At 62.5% G+C, this 14,654-nt stretch carries 12 protein-coding genes and 1 pseudogene; 4 read left to right on the forward strand and 9 right to left on the reverse strand.

Annotated elements, in window-relative coordinates:
• The first annotated feature begins 3 nt into the window (after positions 1-3).
• Entirely contained in the window at positions 4-927 is a 924-nt protein-coding gene (locus AC07OK_RS05415; RefSeq protein WP_494689318.1) for an EamA family transporter, read from the forward strand.
• Here AC07OK_RS05415 and AC07OK_RS05420 read toward each other — a convergent pair whose 3' ends face one another.
• Positions 928-2,292, reverse strand: coding sequence for a GGDEF domain-containing protein (locus tag AC07OK_RS05420; protein WP_494689319.1), 1,365 nt, complete (start codon positions 2,290-2,292; stop codon positions 928-930).
• Positions 2,293-2,517: 225 nt separating this feature from the next.
• On the opposite strand from AC07OK_RS05420, the gene AC07OK_RS05425 reads away from it, so the two are divergent.
• Entirely contained in the window at positions 2,518-2,772 is a 255-nt protein-coding gene (locus AC07OK_RS05425) for a hypothetical protein (protein ID WP_494689320.1), read from the forward strand.
• 194 nt (positions 2,773-2,966) lie between these two features.
• Here AC07OK_RS05425 and AC07OK_RS05430 read toward each other — a convergent pair whose 3' ends face one another.
• The 4 genes from AC07OK_RS05430 to AC07OK_RS05445 form a co-directional block, all read right to left on the reverse strand.
• Positions 2,967-4,433 (reverse strand): APC family permease, encoded by a 1,467-nt coding sequence (locus tag AC07OK_RS05430; RefSeq protein ID WP_494689321.1) that lies wholly within the window; start codon positions 4,431-4,433, stop codon positions 2,967-2,969.
• A 349-nt stretch (positions 4,434-4,782) separates the two neighbouring features.
• On the reverse strand, positions 4,783-5,292 hold the full coding sequence (locus AC07OK_RS05435) for a DUF1993 domain-containing protein (RefSeq protein ID WP_494689322.1): 510 nt from the start codon (positions 5,290-5,292) through the stop codon (positions 4,783-4,785).
• A gap of 63 nt (positions 5,293-5,355) precedes the next feature.
• Positions 5,356-5,751 carry a type II toxin-antitoxin system VapC family toxin gene (locus tag AC07OK_RS05440; RefSeq protein WP_494689323.1) on the reverse strand — a complete coding sequence of 132 codons (396 nt, stop codon included), beginning with the start codon at positions 5,749-5,751 and terminating at the stop codon, positions 5,356-5,358.
• Positions 5,748-5,993 (reverse strand): AbrB/MazE/SpoVT family DNA-binding domain-containing protein, encoded by a 246-nt coding sequence (locus AC07OK_RS05445; protein WP_494689324.1) that lies wholly within the window; start codon positions 5,991-5,993, stop codon positions 5,748-5,750. Before AC07OK_RS05445 ends, AC07OK_RS05440 begins: the two co-directional genes overlap by 4 nt.
• A gap of 231 nt (positions 5,994-6,224) precedes the next feature.
• Between AC07OK_RS05445 and AC07OK_RS05450 the strand changes: the two are divergent.
• Both AC07OK_RS05450 and AC07OK_RS05455 read left to right on the forward strand, forming a co-directional pair.
• Positions 6,225-6,407 (forward strand): annotated as a pseudogene (locus AC07OK_RS05450) (winged helix-turn-helix domain-containing protein); the annotation flags it as partial.
• Positions 6,381-6,788, forward strand: a complete 408-nt coding sequence (locus AC07OK_RS05455) for a restriction endonuclease (RefSeq protein WP_494689382.1) — start codon at positions 6,381-6,383, stop codon at positions 6,786-6,788. The pseudogene AC07OK_RS05450 and the gene AC07OK_RS05455, both read left to right, overlap by 27 nt.
• 86 nt (positions 6,789-6,874) lie before the next feature.
• Here AC07OK_RS05455 and AC07OK_RS05460 read toward each other — a convergent pair whose 3' ends face one another.
• From AC07OK_RS05460 to astB, 4 genes are all read right to left on the reverse strand, one after another.
• Complete coding sequence (locus AC07OK_RS05460) at positions 6,875-7,387, reverse strand: EF-hand domain-containing protein (protein WP_494689325.1); 513 nt, start codon at positions 7,385-7,387, stop codon at positions 6,875-6,877.
• Between the two features lie 91 nt (positions 7,388-7,478).
• Positions 7,479-8,468, reverse strand: coding sequence for a succinylglutamate desuccinylase (locus AC07OK_RS05465; RefSeq protein ID WP_494689326.1), 990 nt, complete (start codon positions 8,466-8,468; stop codon positions 7,479-7,481).
• Positions 8,469-8,472: 4 nt separating this feature from the next.
• The gene (locus tag AC07OK_RS05470; protein WP_494689327.1) at positions 8,473-13,191 is read right to left on the reverse strand and encodes an NAD-glutamate dehydrogenase domain-containing protein; all 4,719 of its coding nucleotides are present in this window, start codon (positions 13,189-13,191) and stop codon (positions 8,473-8,475) included.
• Positions 13,192-13,312: 121 nt separating this feature from the next.
• Positions 13,313-14,650, reverse strand: coding sequence for an N-succinylarginine dihydrolase (gene astB / locus AC07OK_RS05475; protein ID WP_494689328.1), 1,338 nt, complete (start codon positions 14,648-14,650; stop codon positions 13,313-13,315).
• Between the last annotated feature and the right edge of the window lie 4 nt (positions 14,651-14,654).

The raw sequence follows: 14,654 nt of genomic DNA on the forward strand, positions 1-14,654 counted from the left end.
AACATGACCGACGCCACCGCCCCAGCATCCTTCAGCACCCGTGACCTGATCTCCGCCCTGTTCGTCGTCCTGATCTGGGGCACCAACTTTGTCGCGATGAAGGTCGGCCTGCGCGACCTGACGCCGTTCCAGATGGGCGCCGCCCGCTACATCTTCGCCGTGCTGCCGCTGATCCTGTTCGTGCGCCCGCCCAAGCTGCCGGTGAAATGGATCGTCGCTTATGGCCTGTGCCAGGGCGTCGGCCAATTCGGCTTGCTGTTCCTGTCGCTGAAGGTCGGCATGTCGGCCTCGCTGGCTTCCGTGATCCTGCAGACGCAGGTGTTCTTCACCGCCTTCTTCGGCTTCGCGCTGCTGCACGAACGCGCCAGCCGCGCCTTGCAGGCGGGCCTGCTGCTGGCCGCCGTGGGCCTGGTCTGCTTCGGCATGAACTACGTGCAGCCCGGCCACGCGGGCGCCACCACCGCCGGCGGCTTTGTACTCTGCCTGGCCGCCGCCGCGATGTGGGCGGCCTCGAACATCGTCGTGCGCCGCGCGCAGCAGGCCACGCCGCAATTCGATGTGGTGGGTTTCATGGTCTGGTGCAGCCTGGTGCCGATCCTGCCGTTCATCGGCCTGTCGCTGGCCTTCGACGATCCAGCCACGCGCTGGAGCTGGACCAGCGCGCCGCTGTCCACCTGGATCTCGACCGCCTACCTGGGCTGGATGGCGACCATCCTCGGCTACGCCATGTGGACGCGCCTGTTGAAACGCCACCCGGTCAACCGCGTGGCGCCGTTCAGCCTTGGCGTGCCGGTGGTCGGCATCAGCGCTGGCATGATCGCGCTGGGCGACGTCATCACCGGCTGGCAGTGGGCCGGCATCGCGCTGATCGTCGCCTCGCTGATCTGCACCATGTTCGGCGGACGCTGGCTGGGCCGGCGCGGCTAGCTAGGAGAAGCAGACGCGGTTGCGGCCCGTCTGCTTGGCGCGGTACAGCAGCGCATCGGCCTTTTGCAGCATCGCCTCGGCGGTGCCGGCGGCCAGGTCGGCGTACACGCCCATGCTCATCGTGACCTTCAGATCCGGGTGCACCTCGTGCCACGGGAAGCCCTCGATCATGTTGCGCAGCTTGTCGCACAAGGCCGCCGCCTGCGGCAGCTCGGTCTCAGGGAAGGCGATCACGAATTCCTCGCCGCCGTAGCGCGCCACCAGGTCGCTCAAGCGCATATGGCTGCGCAGGATCTCGCCCACCTGGCGCAGCACCGCGTCGCCGGTGGCGTGCGAGAACTGGTCGTTGATCCGCTTGAAGAAATCAATATCCCCTATCACCACGCTCAATGGCCGCTTGTGGCGCACCGCGTGGCTGAACAGCGTGGTCGCCTGCTCGTCGAAATGGCGGCGGTTGTGCAGCTTGGTCAGGGCGTCGCGCACGCTCAGTTCGCGCATCTGCTCGGCCTGCGCCAGGATGGTCTGGTGCGTCTCCTTCAGTTCCTCGTGCGAGCGCGCCAATTGCTCGCTCATGTCGTTGAAGGCGCTGGCCAGCGTGGCCACTTCGTCCCGGCCCTCCACCGGTACCCGTTGCAGCAGCGAGCCGCCGTGCATGGCGCGCACCGCGCCGGTCAGGTGACTGAGCTTGCGGCTCAGGCCCCGGCTCAGCAAAACGCCCAGCACCAGCGCCAATGCCGCCGCGCCGGTCACGCCGGCCAGCAGCGCTTCGCGCATCGCGTCCATGTATTGCTGTTCCTGTTTGCTGGGCGTGAAGATGCCCTCCGGCGAAATGTAGGCCACCACCCGCTCGCCCACCTTGACGGCGCGCGCGTCCTTGCGGGCCGATTCGGGCAGCAATTCCTTAGGCCGGTACACGCCGGCCCCCAACAGCACGTGGAAATCCTGATCCGCCACGATGAAGTGGTACGGCGGCTCGCCACCGCCACGGCGCGGCGGCCGACGATCGCCCGGCCCCGGCGGCCCCTCGCCTCGCGGCGCTCCTTCACCCTGTGGTGGCCCTTCGCCCTGCGGCGGCCCCGGACGCTCCTCGCCCTCCTGCTCGGGCGGCGGCGGTGGCCGCGTGCCCTGCGCCTCGTGATAGCCACGCATGAAGTCGTCGAAGGGTTCGGCCTTGGTGGCGGCCTGCCAGCTGCCGTACTTCTGCAGGTAGCCGCTCATGCCCTCGTAAAAACTGTCGGCGGCGTGCTGGCGGCGAATAACGTCAACCTTCTTGCTCATGCCCACATAGGCCAGGCCGCCCACCATCGCCACTGCCGCCAGCCCGGTCAGTAACAAAGCAAGCATGAATTTGGTGCGCAGTGACATCGGAGCTCCGTCAAATTATTGCCAGTTGGACAGTAATCATACCCGATGGCGGTCGCCGCGTAAAAAATCCAAAGCGAAAAAAGTTACTACCCAGAACGCTTCCGTCATAGGGGAAATCGACAGTTATATGGTTTGCTTATGGCAAGTATCATAAATCAAAATTTTATTTATTACTGAAAGACGCGCATACTGCACTGCAACAAACGAACATTTAAGGAGCTTCTGATGAGCGCAACGAACAACCTGATTTACATGGACCTGACCACGACTCGCTATGCCAGCAATGTTGCCGCCGCTGCGCGCCAGCTGATTGCCGCACTGTTCGCCGTCAAGCCACGTCCAGCCGTCGTGGCAGAGGAAGTTGTTTCGCAACGCCAGATGGAAGCCTCCGCGTCCTGGATGAACCGCCTGGCCAACGACTGCGAACGTCATTCCCCTAATCTGTCTGCCGAACTGCGCTACATGGCGTCGCGCGGCTAATTGAACCGAATTTAACTTCCTGGAGATCACCATGCTGACCATCATCGAAAACCTGCCCGCCGCCATCGCCCTGTCCGGCCTCGTACTGCGTCTCTACCTGGGCGCCAAGCCAGGCAAAGAAGAAGCGTAAGCAACGGACGTAAAAAAGCCCCGGTAACGCGCAAGCGGCCGGGGCTTTTTTACGTCTTGCCGTGTTACTTGGCGTGATTCAGTCGCGAATTGCGCATGCCATACAGGAAGTAGGTCAGCACCGCCGCGCTCATCCAGATGATGAAGATGGTGTAGGTCGTCATCGACAGGCCGAACATCAGGTACAGGCAAGCGACGATGCTCAGGCCCGGCACCACGTAAGGGCCGAACGGTACGCGGAAGCCCTTGGTGCCCTTGCCGTTTTCCTTCTTGCGCATCACCGGCACCGCCAGCGACACCACGATAAAGGCCGTCAGCGTGCCCATGCTGACCATATCCCACAGGAAGGTCGCATCGACGAAACCGGCCACCAGGCCGACCACCATGCAGACGATCAGCGTGTTATGCACCGGCGAGGCCGTGCGCGGATTGACCTTCTGGAACGACTTGGAGATCAGGCCGTCCTTCGAGATCGCGTACAGGATGCGGGTCTGGCCGTAGATCGTCACCAGCGTCACGCTGAACACCGAGATCACGGCGCCCGCCGCCAGCACCAGCGCCGGCCAGGTCTTGCCCGTCACGTTTTGCAGGATCACGGCCAGGCCGGCTTCCTGCCCGGCGAACTTGTAGGCGGGCTGCGCACCCATCGCCGCCACGGCCACCAGCAGGTAGAACAGGGTCACGATGCCCAGCGCCGACAGGATGCCGATCGGCACGTTGCGCTTGGGGTCGCGCACTTCCTCGCCGGCGGTGGCCACGGTGTCCAGTCCGATAAAGGAGAAGAACACGGTCGCCGCCGCGGCCGTCACGCCGGTCATGCCGGTGATGTGCACGCCGTTGTCCGGGCTGAAGAATGGATGGAAATTGTTTATATCAAAGCCGGCAAACGCGATCACCACGAAGAACACCAGGATCGCCAGCTTGATCATCACCATGATGGCGTTGGTGGTGGCAGATTCCTTGGTGCCGCGTATCAGCAGCAGGCAGCACAGGACGACCAGCAGCACCGGCGGCAGGTTGATGTGGCCGAGATGGAGCTCCATGCCCTTGGGCCCGGAGACGATCATCGGCGAGCGCAGCACCTCGGGGATATGCCAGCCGAAGGCGTTGTTGAGGAAGTTGTTCAGGTAATCGGACCAGCCGATCGCCGTCGCGCTGGCCGCCAATCCATATTCGAGCAACAGGCAGGCCGCCATGATGAAGGCCAGGAACTCGCCGACCGTGGCATAGGCAAACGAATACGACGAGCCCGACGCCGGAATGCGGAACGACAGCTCGGCGTAGCACAGCGCGGTCAGGCCGGCGGTGATGGCGGCGAACAGGAAGGACAGGATCACGGAAGGCCCGGCTTTCGGCACGGCCTCCACCATCGTGAAGAAGATACCGGTGCCGATCGTGGCGCCGACACCTATCATTGTCAGGGGAAACAAGCCTATGGAGCGGTGCAGGCCGTTGCTATTGGTTTGAGCAGTTTCTACTGTGTTATCGACCGGCTTGGTACGGGTCAGTTTCTGGACCAGCGTTTGGTTCACAGGCAATCCTTGTGGGAGATATGTACGGGCAAAAAAACTAAGCGATTATAGGGCCTTCCGGCCTGTCGCATTACAGTAATTTTGTGTTAGAAAAACAACTCAGACCCCAGGCGGGGTAAGGGCTCCGTTACAGTTGCTTACTTTTGATACAGCGGGATGTATAGATTGGAAATTGTTGTCAAGCTACTCTAGGCTCAAGTGTTACATCAAGCCAAGAGAGAGCCCATCATGCCAATTCAAAAGATCCCCACCGTATCCCGGCGTTTCCATCCTGCCGTCGCGGGCGCCGCCGTTGTTTTACTGGGTCTGGCGGGCACGCTGGCGGCCTGGATGATGCGCGGCTAAGCAGCTACGCGAACGGCCCGAGGTAATCGCGCTTGCCGACCGGGACGCCCTGGTTGCGCAGGATGTCGTGGGCGGTGGCGATGTGGAAGAAAAAGTTCGGCAATGCGAACGTCAGCAGATAGTCGTCCCCTTTGAACTCCGGCTGGAACGCACCAAAATTAAGTTTGATCGCGCGCGCCTCGCTGCCGGCGAAGTCGCTTTCGGCGACGCTGTTCAAGTAAGTGATGGTATCGGTAATTCGCTGTTGTAATTGAGCGAACGAGGTTTCGTTGTCTTCAAACTTGGGCGCGGCCACGCCGCTCAAGCGTTCCACCGACAATTTCGACGTATCGCTGGCGCGCTGCACCTGCGCCGACAGCGGCAGCATATCGTCCGCCAGCCGCGCGGAAATCATCGCGTCGGGCACCGAGCCATGCTGCTCGACATAGGCCTCGGCCTTCCCCAGCAAATCCGACAACACCTTCAAGCCACGCACAAACACGGGCACCGAAACCTGATGCATCGATAGCGACATCGCGAACTCCCGACATGAAATAGAGAACTGCGAGTGTAGCGCAAGCATCGACTCGGCGTGGACTCAGTCGATGCGCTGCATGCCAGGAAGCTTGGCCGCCTTACGATCAAAAGTTGCAGTATATGAACACCCGGCCCGCCTGGCCACGCTGAGGATAAGGCAATCGGTAAAATCTGCAGACGTGGTATTGCAAAGACGTAGGGCGCGCACAAAGACCACTACCTTCTCCAGCCTAAATTCGGGCATTCTTGCCAGCTTACCCAGCGTCGCATTCACGTCGTTCCGCGAAAGCTGAAAGACATAGCTCAGAATCCAGACCAACTCTGAAATAACGACCAAGCTAACAAAGCCTCTATTCGATATCGATAGCGTATCAATCAGCGCCGTGGCTTGAGCAGACTGACGGGGGTCGTCCTGCATAAGATATCGCACCAGAACGTTGGTATCCAGACCGATCATTTGGAAGCCCATGCCGCGCGTTTCGCCGCTATCTCGACCATCTCCTCGACAGTGCAATCCAAATCCGGCTTCGGAAGAATTCCCTTTAGCACAGATGGAGACAAATTCATGGCAATCATTACGACCTGTCCATCGCCGAACGGCAGAAAATCAATTCGGCCGCCATTTTCCAGGCCAAGTGCCTTCCGTATAGGTAGCGGAACAGTAACATTCCCATCAGCGGAAACGAATGCAGTAGTCATGATCTACTCCTCAATGCAGTTCGCTTTACTCTATGCCTGCGTGAAGAAAAATCAAGCGTGCGTTCCACTCACTTTGTGAGCTGTCAAAGGCATTCTTTACCAAACGCATACTGCCCGCTTAACATAGGGCTTTCCCTCTCTCGCGGATTTGCTATGCCTATTCCCAACTATCAGAATTGCATGCTGCCATTCCTAAAATTTTTGGGTGATGGATAAGAGCATTCTTTACAAGGTGCGGAGGAATCGTTAGCGGCGCACTTCGCTCTCACCCCGCAAGAGCGAGCGGAGCTGTTGCCAAGCGGCCAGCAAGGTATTTTTAAAAACAGAGTTGGGTGGGCCAGAACGTATTTGCGGAAAGCCGGCCTGATTGAATCTCCGAAACGCGCAATCTTCAAAATTACCGGCAGGGGATTAACCGTTCTGGCAAATCCCCCAGCCAGCATCGGCCAAACTGGAGATGGAGGAATTGATGGGATCATCAAGGAAGATCGGCTCGGATTGGATACGATCTTTATTCAAGCCAAGCGCTGGCAAGGGTCCATCGGGCGCCCTGAAATCCAAAAATTCGTTGGTGCCTTGCAAGGACAACGAGCCCGTAAAGGCGTATTCATCACCACGTCGTTCTATACATCAGAAGCGATTGAATATGTAACGCATATTGACACCAAGGTCGTCCTCATAGACGGGAAACGCCTGTCAGATTTGATGATCGACTTCAATGTCGGCTGCGCCGTCGCAACTTCATATGAAGTCAAACGCGTGGATTCAGACTACTTCGAAGACGCCAGTTACTAAACTCCTTGGAATGTAGATAGAGAATTCATCAGCCAACGCATACCGGCCTCATGCGATGAGGCGGGCTGATGCTGACGAACTGCTCGTCAGGCCAGTTGGTCGACGTTGTTGCCGATCTTGCTGGCATCGGTCGTTTTGTCGGGGTGGGAAACGCTATACACCAGTTGCTCCTGCTCGGAGACGGTGCCGTCCTGGTTGGTGTCCGCCGCTTCGTAGGTCTTGGTAGAGCTGCTGGAGCTGCTGACGCCGCCCGCGCCACCGCCGCCTCCACCGTGCGCGCCTTCAGCAGGCTTGCCGCCCTGAGCGCCGCTGGGGCGCGGCGGCGCGAAGCTGCCGCTCTTGATCGCGGTTTCCAGATCGGATTGGGTGATCGAACCGTTCTTCTGCGTGTCGATCGCATCGAACTGCTTGGTGGCGTCATCGGCCGACACGCCCTTCTTTTCCAGGCCCGATACGAACTCGTCTTTGTTGACCTTGCCGTCCTTGTCGGCGTCCAGGTCGGTGAATACCTTGGCCGCCAAACGCGCCGCCCCCTTCGCAGGATCGAAGGAGGTGGCTTGGGTGCTGGCGCTTGAAACGCCGCTGATAGCTGTCGTCATGATGATTACTCCGTGGTTAGGACACTGTTGTCCTAATTAACGAATCAATCCATGTAACCATAACCCCGCAGAGTGTAAAGCGGCGTAAAGATCAGGAAACGCGCACCACCATCAGCCCGGCGCGCAGGCCGATGCGGACGTCGGGATTGGGGAATACCACCAGCTCTTCGGGATGCTGGACGGTGTAGATGGTGTCGCCATCACGGGCGATTTCCTCGCCCTGCTTGAGCGCCGTGAAGTTGTGCGTCTCTTTGCCGAACGCCATCTGGAACTGGTCGCTCAACTTGATGATCTGGCGCGCCGTGTTGAACACGTGCGGCTGCTGCTTGGCCTCACGCTTGGCCGCGCCGCGCAGCAGGTCGTCCAGCGCCAGCGAGGCATCGGCGAACTGCGACAGATCATTCTGCCCCAGGGTGCCGATGCGCCCCAGCTCCACCGTGGTGCCGGCCGCCGCGTGATGTTCGGCCGAGTAGTAGCTGTACGTGCCGACCGAAGCCGGGTTCATGATGACGGCGCCGATGCCGGCCAGGCCTAGCCACTCGATCAACTCGCGACGTGGCTGGTCGGCGATCAGCTCCGGCACGATGGCGAAGGTTGGATACACCGACGGCCGTATCGCCGTATGCAGATCCAGATGCCAGCGCAGCGGCCCCGCGCCGTCGAAGAAGGCCGTGGTCGCGGCGATCATCACATCGGCGCGCGCCGCTTCGGACGTGCCTTCCAGCGAACCGCGCTCCTTGCGGAACATGCGGTTCAAGTCGGCGTCGATGAAACGCTTGCCGGCCCTGATCGCGCCGATATTGCCAACGCAAAGCATCAGGTTGACCGCCAGCGCGGACGCCTGCTGCGACAGGGCGTCCAGCAGATACGCCACCACTTCGATCGGTCCCGTCTCGTCACCATGCACGCCGACCGAAATCAGCACGCTCGGACGTTCGCCCCCGGCCTTGATGGTCAGGATACCGTCGGCCGGCTGCGTCACCGCAAAACCGGCCGCCGAAAACCGCTGCGCGACGGCGCTGAAATCCGCTTCAGCGAGCGCGCGTACAGCTTCCGGCAAAACCTTGGGCAAATCGCTCATCTACTTACACCGCCAGCATCGTGTTACCGGTATTGGTCGCTTCGGACAAAGCCCAAACGTCCAGCATCGCCTGTTCCAGATCGGTCGCCGCCGCGTAGCCGGACAAGCCCAGCGTGTTGGCCACGACTTCCACCGCTTCCGCCGCCGTATGGTCGCCGGTCGCATGCTGCAGCACCTGCGACAGCAAGCGTTGCTGCGTGCGGCGCAGCGCGTTCTGGGCGTAGCTGCGCAGCTGCTCTTGCGAGCGGCTGGTGGCCGGCAGTTTCAGGCCGCGCTCCAGCGTATCGATGCCGACCTGCGCGCGCAACGCCAGGCCAACTTGCAGGAACGCCGGCAGGTCCATGCCTTCCGGACGCGATACCGACAGCGCCGCGAACACAAACGCCGCCACCGCATCGATCGCCTCGACAGCCTTCCAGGCCTGTACGAATTCGGCGCGCAGGCCGGAGGTGATGTCCGCATCCGACTGGCCGTCGGCCGGCGTCAGCTGCGCCAGCGTTTCAGGTTTGGCGAACAGCTTGGTCAGCTCGGCGACACCTCCCTGTGCCTGCAGCTGGTCGGCAGGCACCGTCAGCACGCCTTCGATGACGGACTTCTGCAGCACGCGTGTGCGCGCATCGACCTTGATCGACACGGCGCGCGGCACCTTCAGCGCATCGGCATCGAGCGTCGTGAAGATCGGCGCCAGGTTCAGCGCGGACCATGCCTGGCCCCACGCCAGGATCACATCCGATTCGTCCACGCCATGTTCGCCGGCCAGTTGACGCAGCATCAGCGGGCCGCAACGGTTGACCGATTCATTGGCCAGCACGGTCGCCAGGATGGCGTTGGCCAGCGGGTGCGCCAGCGCAGGACGGGTTGCCACCAGCAGATCCGGGAAGTACGGCTTCAACACCGACTCGGCCCAGCTCAGGTCCGTCAGCGGCAGCGCCGACAGGATGCGCTTGTAGCGGTTCTTGACGTTGGCGATCACCACCGCCAGTTCCGGCGTGGTCAGGCAACGGCCGTCGGCCTTGCGGCGCGCCAGTTCAGCCACCGATGGCAGCTGCTCCAGCTCACGCGACAGCGCGCCCTCTTCTTCCAACGACGCGATCAGCGCGGCGTAACCGTCTTGCACGGCGGCGTCGGTCTGCGCCTGTGCTTCGCGCACCAGCAGCTGCGTTTGCAGCGTGTTGTCGCGCAGGACGAGGCGTTCGATGTCGGCGGTCATTTCGTTCAGCACGCGGTTGCGGTCTGCTTCGCTCAGCTGGCCGGCGTTCATTTCCACGTCCAGCCACATCTTCGCGTTCACTTCATGGTCGGAGCAGTCCACGCCGGCCGAGTTGTCGATCGCATCGGTGAAGATGCGGCCACCCGCCAGCGCGAACTCGATACGGCCGGCCTGGGTCGCGCCCAGGTTGCCGCCTTCGGAGACGACCTTGCAGCGCAGCTGGTTGCCGTCGACGCGGATATTGTCGTTGGCGCGGTCCTTGACCTGGGCGTGCGATTCGGTCGACGCCTTGATGTAGGTGCCAATACCGCCGTTGTAGAACAGGTCAACAGGGGCCAGCAGGATGCGGTGCATCAGTTCTTCCGGCGGCAGCGAGGTTTCCTCGATGTCCAGCGCGGCGCGGATCTGCGGCGACAGCTCGATGCTGCGGGCGCTGCGCGGGTACACGCCACCGCCGGCCGAAATCAGTTCCTTGTTGTAGTCGTCCCACGAGGAGCGCGGCAGCGCGAACATGCGCTCGCGCTCGACGAAGGATTTTTCCATGTCCGGATTCGGATCGAGGAAGATATGACGGTGATCGAAGGCCGCCACGATTTTCAGCTTGCGCGACAGCAGCGCGCCGTTGCCGAACACGTCGCCCGACATGTCGCCCACGCCGACCATGGTCACTGGCGTGGCGTGGATGTCGTGGTCCATTTCGTAGAAGTGGCGCTTGACGGCTTCAAACGCGCCCTTGGCGGTGATGCCCATCTTCTTGTGATCGTAGCCGTTCGAACCGCCCGACGCGAACGCGTCGCCCAGCCAGAAGCCGCGCTGCACGGCGATGCCGTTGGCGATGTCGGAGAAGGTCGCGGTGCCCTTGTCGGCTGCCACCACCAGGTACGGGTCGTTTTCGTCGTAGCAGATGGTGTCGGCTGGCGACACGATCTTGCCCAGCACGCGGTTGTCGGTCATTTCCAGCAGGCTGGCGATGAACAGGCGATACACTGCTTCGCCTTCGGCCGCGATGGTTTCACGCACGGCGTCTTTCGGCATCTGCTTGCAGACGAAGCCGCCCTTGGCGCCGGCCGGCACGATGACGGCGTTCTTCACCATCTGTGCCTTTACCAGGCCGAGGACTTCGGTGCGGTAGTCTTCCATGCGGTCCGACCAGCGCAGGCCGCCGCGGGCGACCGGGCCGCCGCGCAGGTGCACGCCTTCGAAGCGGCGCGAGAACACGAAGATCTCGCGGAACGGACGCGGTTCCGGCACCAGCGACAGGCTGCTGGTGTCGAACTTGAAGATGATCTTGTCGCCCTTCTGGTTGTTCTGGAAGTAGTTGGTGCGCAGCGTGGCGACCATCAGGTCGGTCATCGCACCCAGCACTTCTTCGCTGTCGGCGTGGTTGATCGCCGGCAGGCGGCCCTTGATGCCGGCCAGCGCATCGAGTGCGGCGGCGCGGGTGGCGGCGTCCAGCGCAGGGTTGAAGCGTTGCAGGAAGGCGTCCACCAGCTGCTTGACCACCACCGGCTGCTTGCGCAGCGTCTCGGCGATGTAGCGCACCGAGAAGCGGCTGCCGGTCTGGCGCCAGTAGCTCATGTAGGCGCGCACCAGTTGTACCTGGCGCACGCTCAAGCCACCTTCGATGACCAGGCCATTCAGGCGGCCGTCTTCGGCTTCGTTGTTGAACAAGGCGGCGAACAGTTCCTGCGCGACCGGCACGATGTCGGCCTGGGCCAGGTTGGCGGCACTGGCGGCATCCACCGACAGGCTGGTGACGAAGTGACGCTGGCCGTCCACGCGCAGCGAGTGCGCCTGTTCACGGTCGATCGCCACGCCGGCGTTATGCAGCGCAGGCAGGATGGTCGACAGCGACGGTACGCGGTCGACGGAATACAAACGGATGGTGGTCGCATCGGCCACGGTTTCCACGCGCACGTCCACGCGCGATGGATCGGTGTTGCGCAGGATGGTGCCCAGGTCGTGGAAAGCGGCTTCCGGCGCGGTGGTGGCGACGTAGTCGATCGGCAGCGCGGCGCACATCTTGCGCAGACTGGCGCGCAGTGGCACGTCCGGCACGGCGTCGGCCAGCGCGGAGAACTGGTTGTGCCAGCCGTCCAGCACCGACAACAGCGGTTGCTGGATATCGGTTTCCAGGTCCAGCGGATAGCGCGCGGCGTGGGCGATCAGGTACACGCGGGCCAGCGGGCCGTCGGCCACCAGCGTCTGCGAGCTGACATACTGCGCGCCGGAACTGGCTTGCAGCGCCTTGGCCAGCGACGAAGCGACGCTTGCGCTGTAACGCTCACGCGGCAGATAGACCAGCACATTCAGGTGACGCGCATACACGTCGCGGCGGGCGAACACCTTGGTACGCGGCTGCTTGTACAGCGAAACGACGGCGCCGCATACTTCGGCCAGCCATTCAGGTTCCGCTTCCAACGCTTCGGTGCGCGGCAGCGATTCCAGGATCTCGATGAATTTCTCGGCGCGGAAACCTTCCTGGCGCACGCCGGCGATGCTCAGCACCTTGGCCACACGGCCACGCGCGAACGGCAGGCGGTTCAGCGGCGTCGCGGTGGCGGCGCGGGTGAACAGGCCGACGAAGCAGTATTCGCCCAGGATCGCGCCTTGCGCGTCGGTGTGGCGGATGCCGATGAAGTCCAGTTGCTGGTCGCGGTGCAGCGTGCCTTCCACGTCGGCCTTGACGATGGACAGCGTATGCGCGCGTTTCGACAGCGTGTCGAAATCGCCGGGGATATTGGCCAGGCAGGTGCCGTAGACCGGATGCGAAGTATCTTGCAGCACGCCGATGCGGCTAGGGATGTCGCGTTCCAGCTCGCGCACGCCCGGCTTGACCTGGTAGTAGGCGTAGCCGAACGGCTCGAAGCCTTCGGTCTTGGCCCACTCCAGGAAGGCGGCGACTTCCTTGCCTTCGTCGCCATGCGCAGCGGCTTCGGCGCCGATGCGGCTGAAATGGTCCTGCATCGCTGCTTTGTCGCGGCGCACCACGGCGGCGTCGCGCGACACCATCTCCAGGCGCTCGACCAGCATGCCGATTTCCGCTTCCGGCAAATCTTCGGACAGCAGGCACAGTACATACGATTCGAGTTTGTCGCCACTCTGGCCGACGGCGGTCACTACGCCGTCCGCATTGCGCGCAACCGGCAGCACCGAGTTCAATACGCCGCTGACGCCCACGCGCAGTTTGCGCATCGCCATGACGATCGAATCGACCAGGTAAGGCATGTCATCGTTCAGGACCAGCAGCGCGGTGGCCATGCCGCCGCGGCCATCCGCGTAGCGCAGCTTGGCGATCTGCGCGCCGGAGCCGGTGCGCTTGGAGGCTTGCGTGAAACCGTCCCACAATACCGGGGCCAGGCTACCCGGGGCGGTGCCCGCCAGGTCTTCTTCGTCCAGGGATCCAAGCCAGGCGCTGATCAGGGAGGCGACCTGGCTGCTGTCGCTGGCCGGCTTGCTCGAATTGACCAAATCCAGCGTCTGTGCGCGCAGGTCTTGTGGCATTTGTTTCATCGTTGCTTCTCCAATACGTTATGTGTATTTTATGTTGCAGGCGCCGCGCCGGCTTGTGGCTGCGCGGCAGTGGTTGAGCGCTATTAGACACCAAATCCCCATATGGGGGCGAGATGGTGTTTTACAAATCATACAGTCCAGGCAAGCCCAAAATCCGGCTCAAGTCTTCCAGCGCGGCGTGTACTTCGATCGCCAGCGCCGGATCGGCCAGGTCGGACGGTTCCAGGCGGTCGCGGTAGTGCTTCTCCACCCACGCCACCAGCGTGTGGTACAGCGTCTCGGTCATCACCACGCCTTGATGCATGGCTGCCGCTTCGGCATCGGTCAGCGCCACGCGCAGGCGCAGGCACGCAGGACCGCCGCCATTGCGCATCGACTGGCGAAGGTCGAAGTGAATCAGTTCGTCGACCGCGTTGCCGCTGGCGACCAGGCCTTGCAGATAGGCCGCAACGGCGGCGTTTTCCTCGCACTCCTGCGGAATCACCAGCGCCATCTTGCCGTTGTCCTTGCTTAGCAGCTGGCTGTTGAACAGATAGCTGTGCACCGCGTCGGCCACCGACACCTTGGCGGTGTCGACGCGGATCGCGTTCAGTTCCGCGCCCACGCCGCCCATCGCTCGGCGCAGCTGCTCCAGCGCACCCGCTTCGTCGGCAAACGCCTGCTCGTGGTAGAACAGCACATTGCCGTTACCGACCGCGATCACGTCGTTGTGGAACACGCCCTGGTCGATCACGTCCGGATTCTGCTGGATGTAGACAGTGCGCTCCGCCGACAGGCCGTGCAGACGGGCGACCGCCTGCGATGCTTCCAGCGTCTGGCGGGCGGGGTATTTTTTTGGCGCGCTCGCCGACGCATCGAACTCGGTGCGGCCGTAGACGAACATCTCGACGGCGGCGCTGCCGTGGTCCTTGCACAAGCGCGTGTGGTTGGCCGCGCCCTCGTCGCCGAATGCCGGCGTGCCTGGCAGTGCATCATGCACGGCGAAGTGCTTCTCGTCCTTGAAGATGGCGCGCAGCGAGCGCGTCGACTGCGCGTGCTCGAAGGCGCGGTGCAGCTTGTTATTCAGGTTGGCGGCGGTGAAGTGGGTGCGGCCGTCGGCGCTGTCGGCGGACGGGCTGACCGTGGCCGCGTTGGCGGTCCACATCGGCGAGGCCGAGTAGGCGCACGCCAGGATCACCGGCGACTCCTTGGCGGCCTTGGCCAGCACCTCGGCATCGCTGCCAGTGAAACCGATGCTGCGCAGCAGGCGGAAATTCGGACGGTCCTGCGGCGGCAGCAGCGCCTGGCCGAAACCACGCGCGGCCAGCGCGCGCATCTTGGCCAAGCCTTGCAGCGCCGCCAGCTTCGGATTCGAAGCGCTCTTGACGTTGCTGAACGAGGCCACATTGCCGAACGACAGACCGGCGTAGTTGTGCGATGGGCCTACCAGGCCGTCGAAGTTGAATTCGCGTGCGCGCATGTCA

This window comes from Duganella sp. GW821-FHT07G03 (genome assembly GCF_059418605.1).

Bases quoted from the DNA above. Each gene is read 5' to 3' on its own strand.
- AC07OK_RS05415 (WP_494689318.1), top strand. From the start codon at position 4: ATGACCGACGCCACCGCCCCAGCATCCTTCAGCACCCGTGACCTGATC.
- AC07OK_RS05420 (WP_494689319.1), bottom strand. From the start codon at position 2,292: ATGTCACTGCGCACCAAATTCATGCTTGCTTTGTTACTGACCGGGCTG.
- AC07OK_RS05425 (WP_494689320.1), top strand. From the start codon at position 2,518: ATGAGCGCAACGAACAACCTGATTTACATGGACCTGACCACGACTCGC.
- AC07OK_RS05435 (WP_494689322.1), bottom strand. From the start codon at position 5,292: ATGTCGCTATCGATGCATCAGGTTTCGGTGCCCGTGTTTGTGCGTGGC.
- AC07OK_RS05440 (WP_494689323.1), bottom strand. From the start codon at position 5,751: ATGATCGGTCTGGATACCAACGTTCTGGTGCGATATCTTATGCAGGAC.
- AC07OK_RS05445 (WP_494689324.1), bottom strand. From the start codon at position 5,993: ATGACTACTGCATTCGTTTCCGCTGATGGGAATGTTACTGTTCCGCTA.
- AC07OK_RS05460 (WP_494689325.1), bottom strand. From the start codon at position 7,387: ATGACGACAGCTATCAGCGGCGTTTCAAGCGCCAGCACCCAAGCCACC.
- AC07OK_RS05465 (WP_494689326.1), bottom strand. From the start codon at position 8,468: ATGAGCGATTTGCCCAAGGTTTTGCCGGAAGCTGTACGCGCGCTCGCT.
- AC07OK_RS05470 (WP_494689327.1), bottom strand. From the start codon at position 13,191: ATGAAACAAATGCCACAAGACCTGCGCGCACAGACGCTGGATTTGGTC.
- astB (WP_494689328.1), bottom strand. From the start codon at position 14,650: ATGCGCGCACGCGAATTCAACTTCGACGGCCTGGTAGGCCCATCGCAC.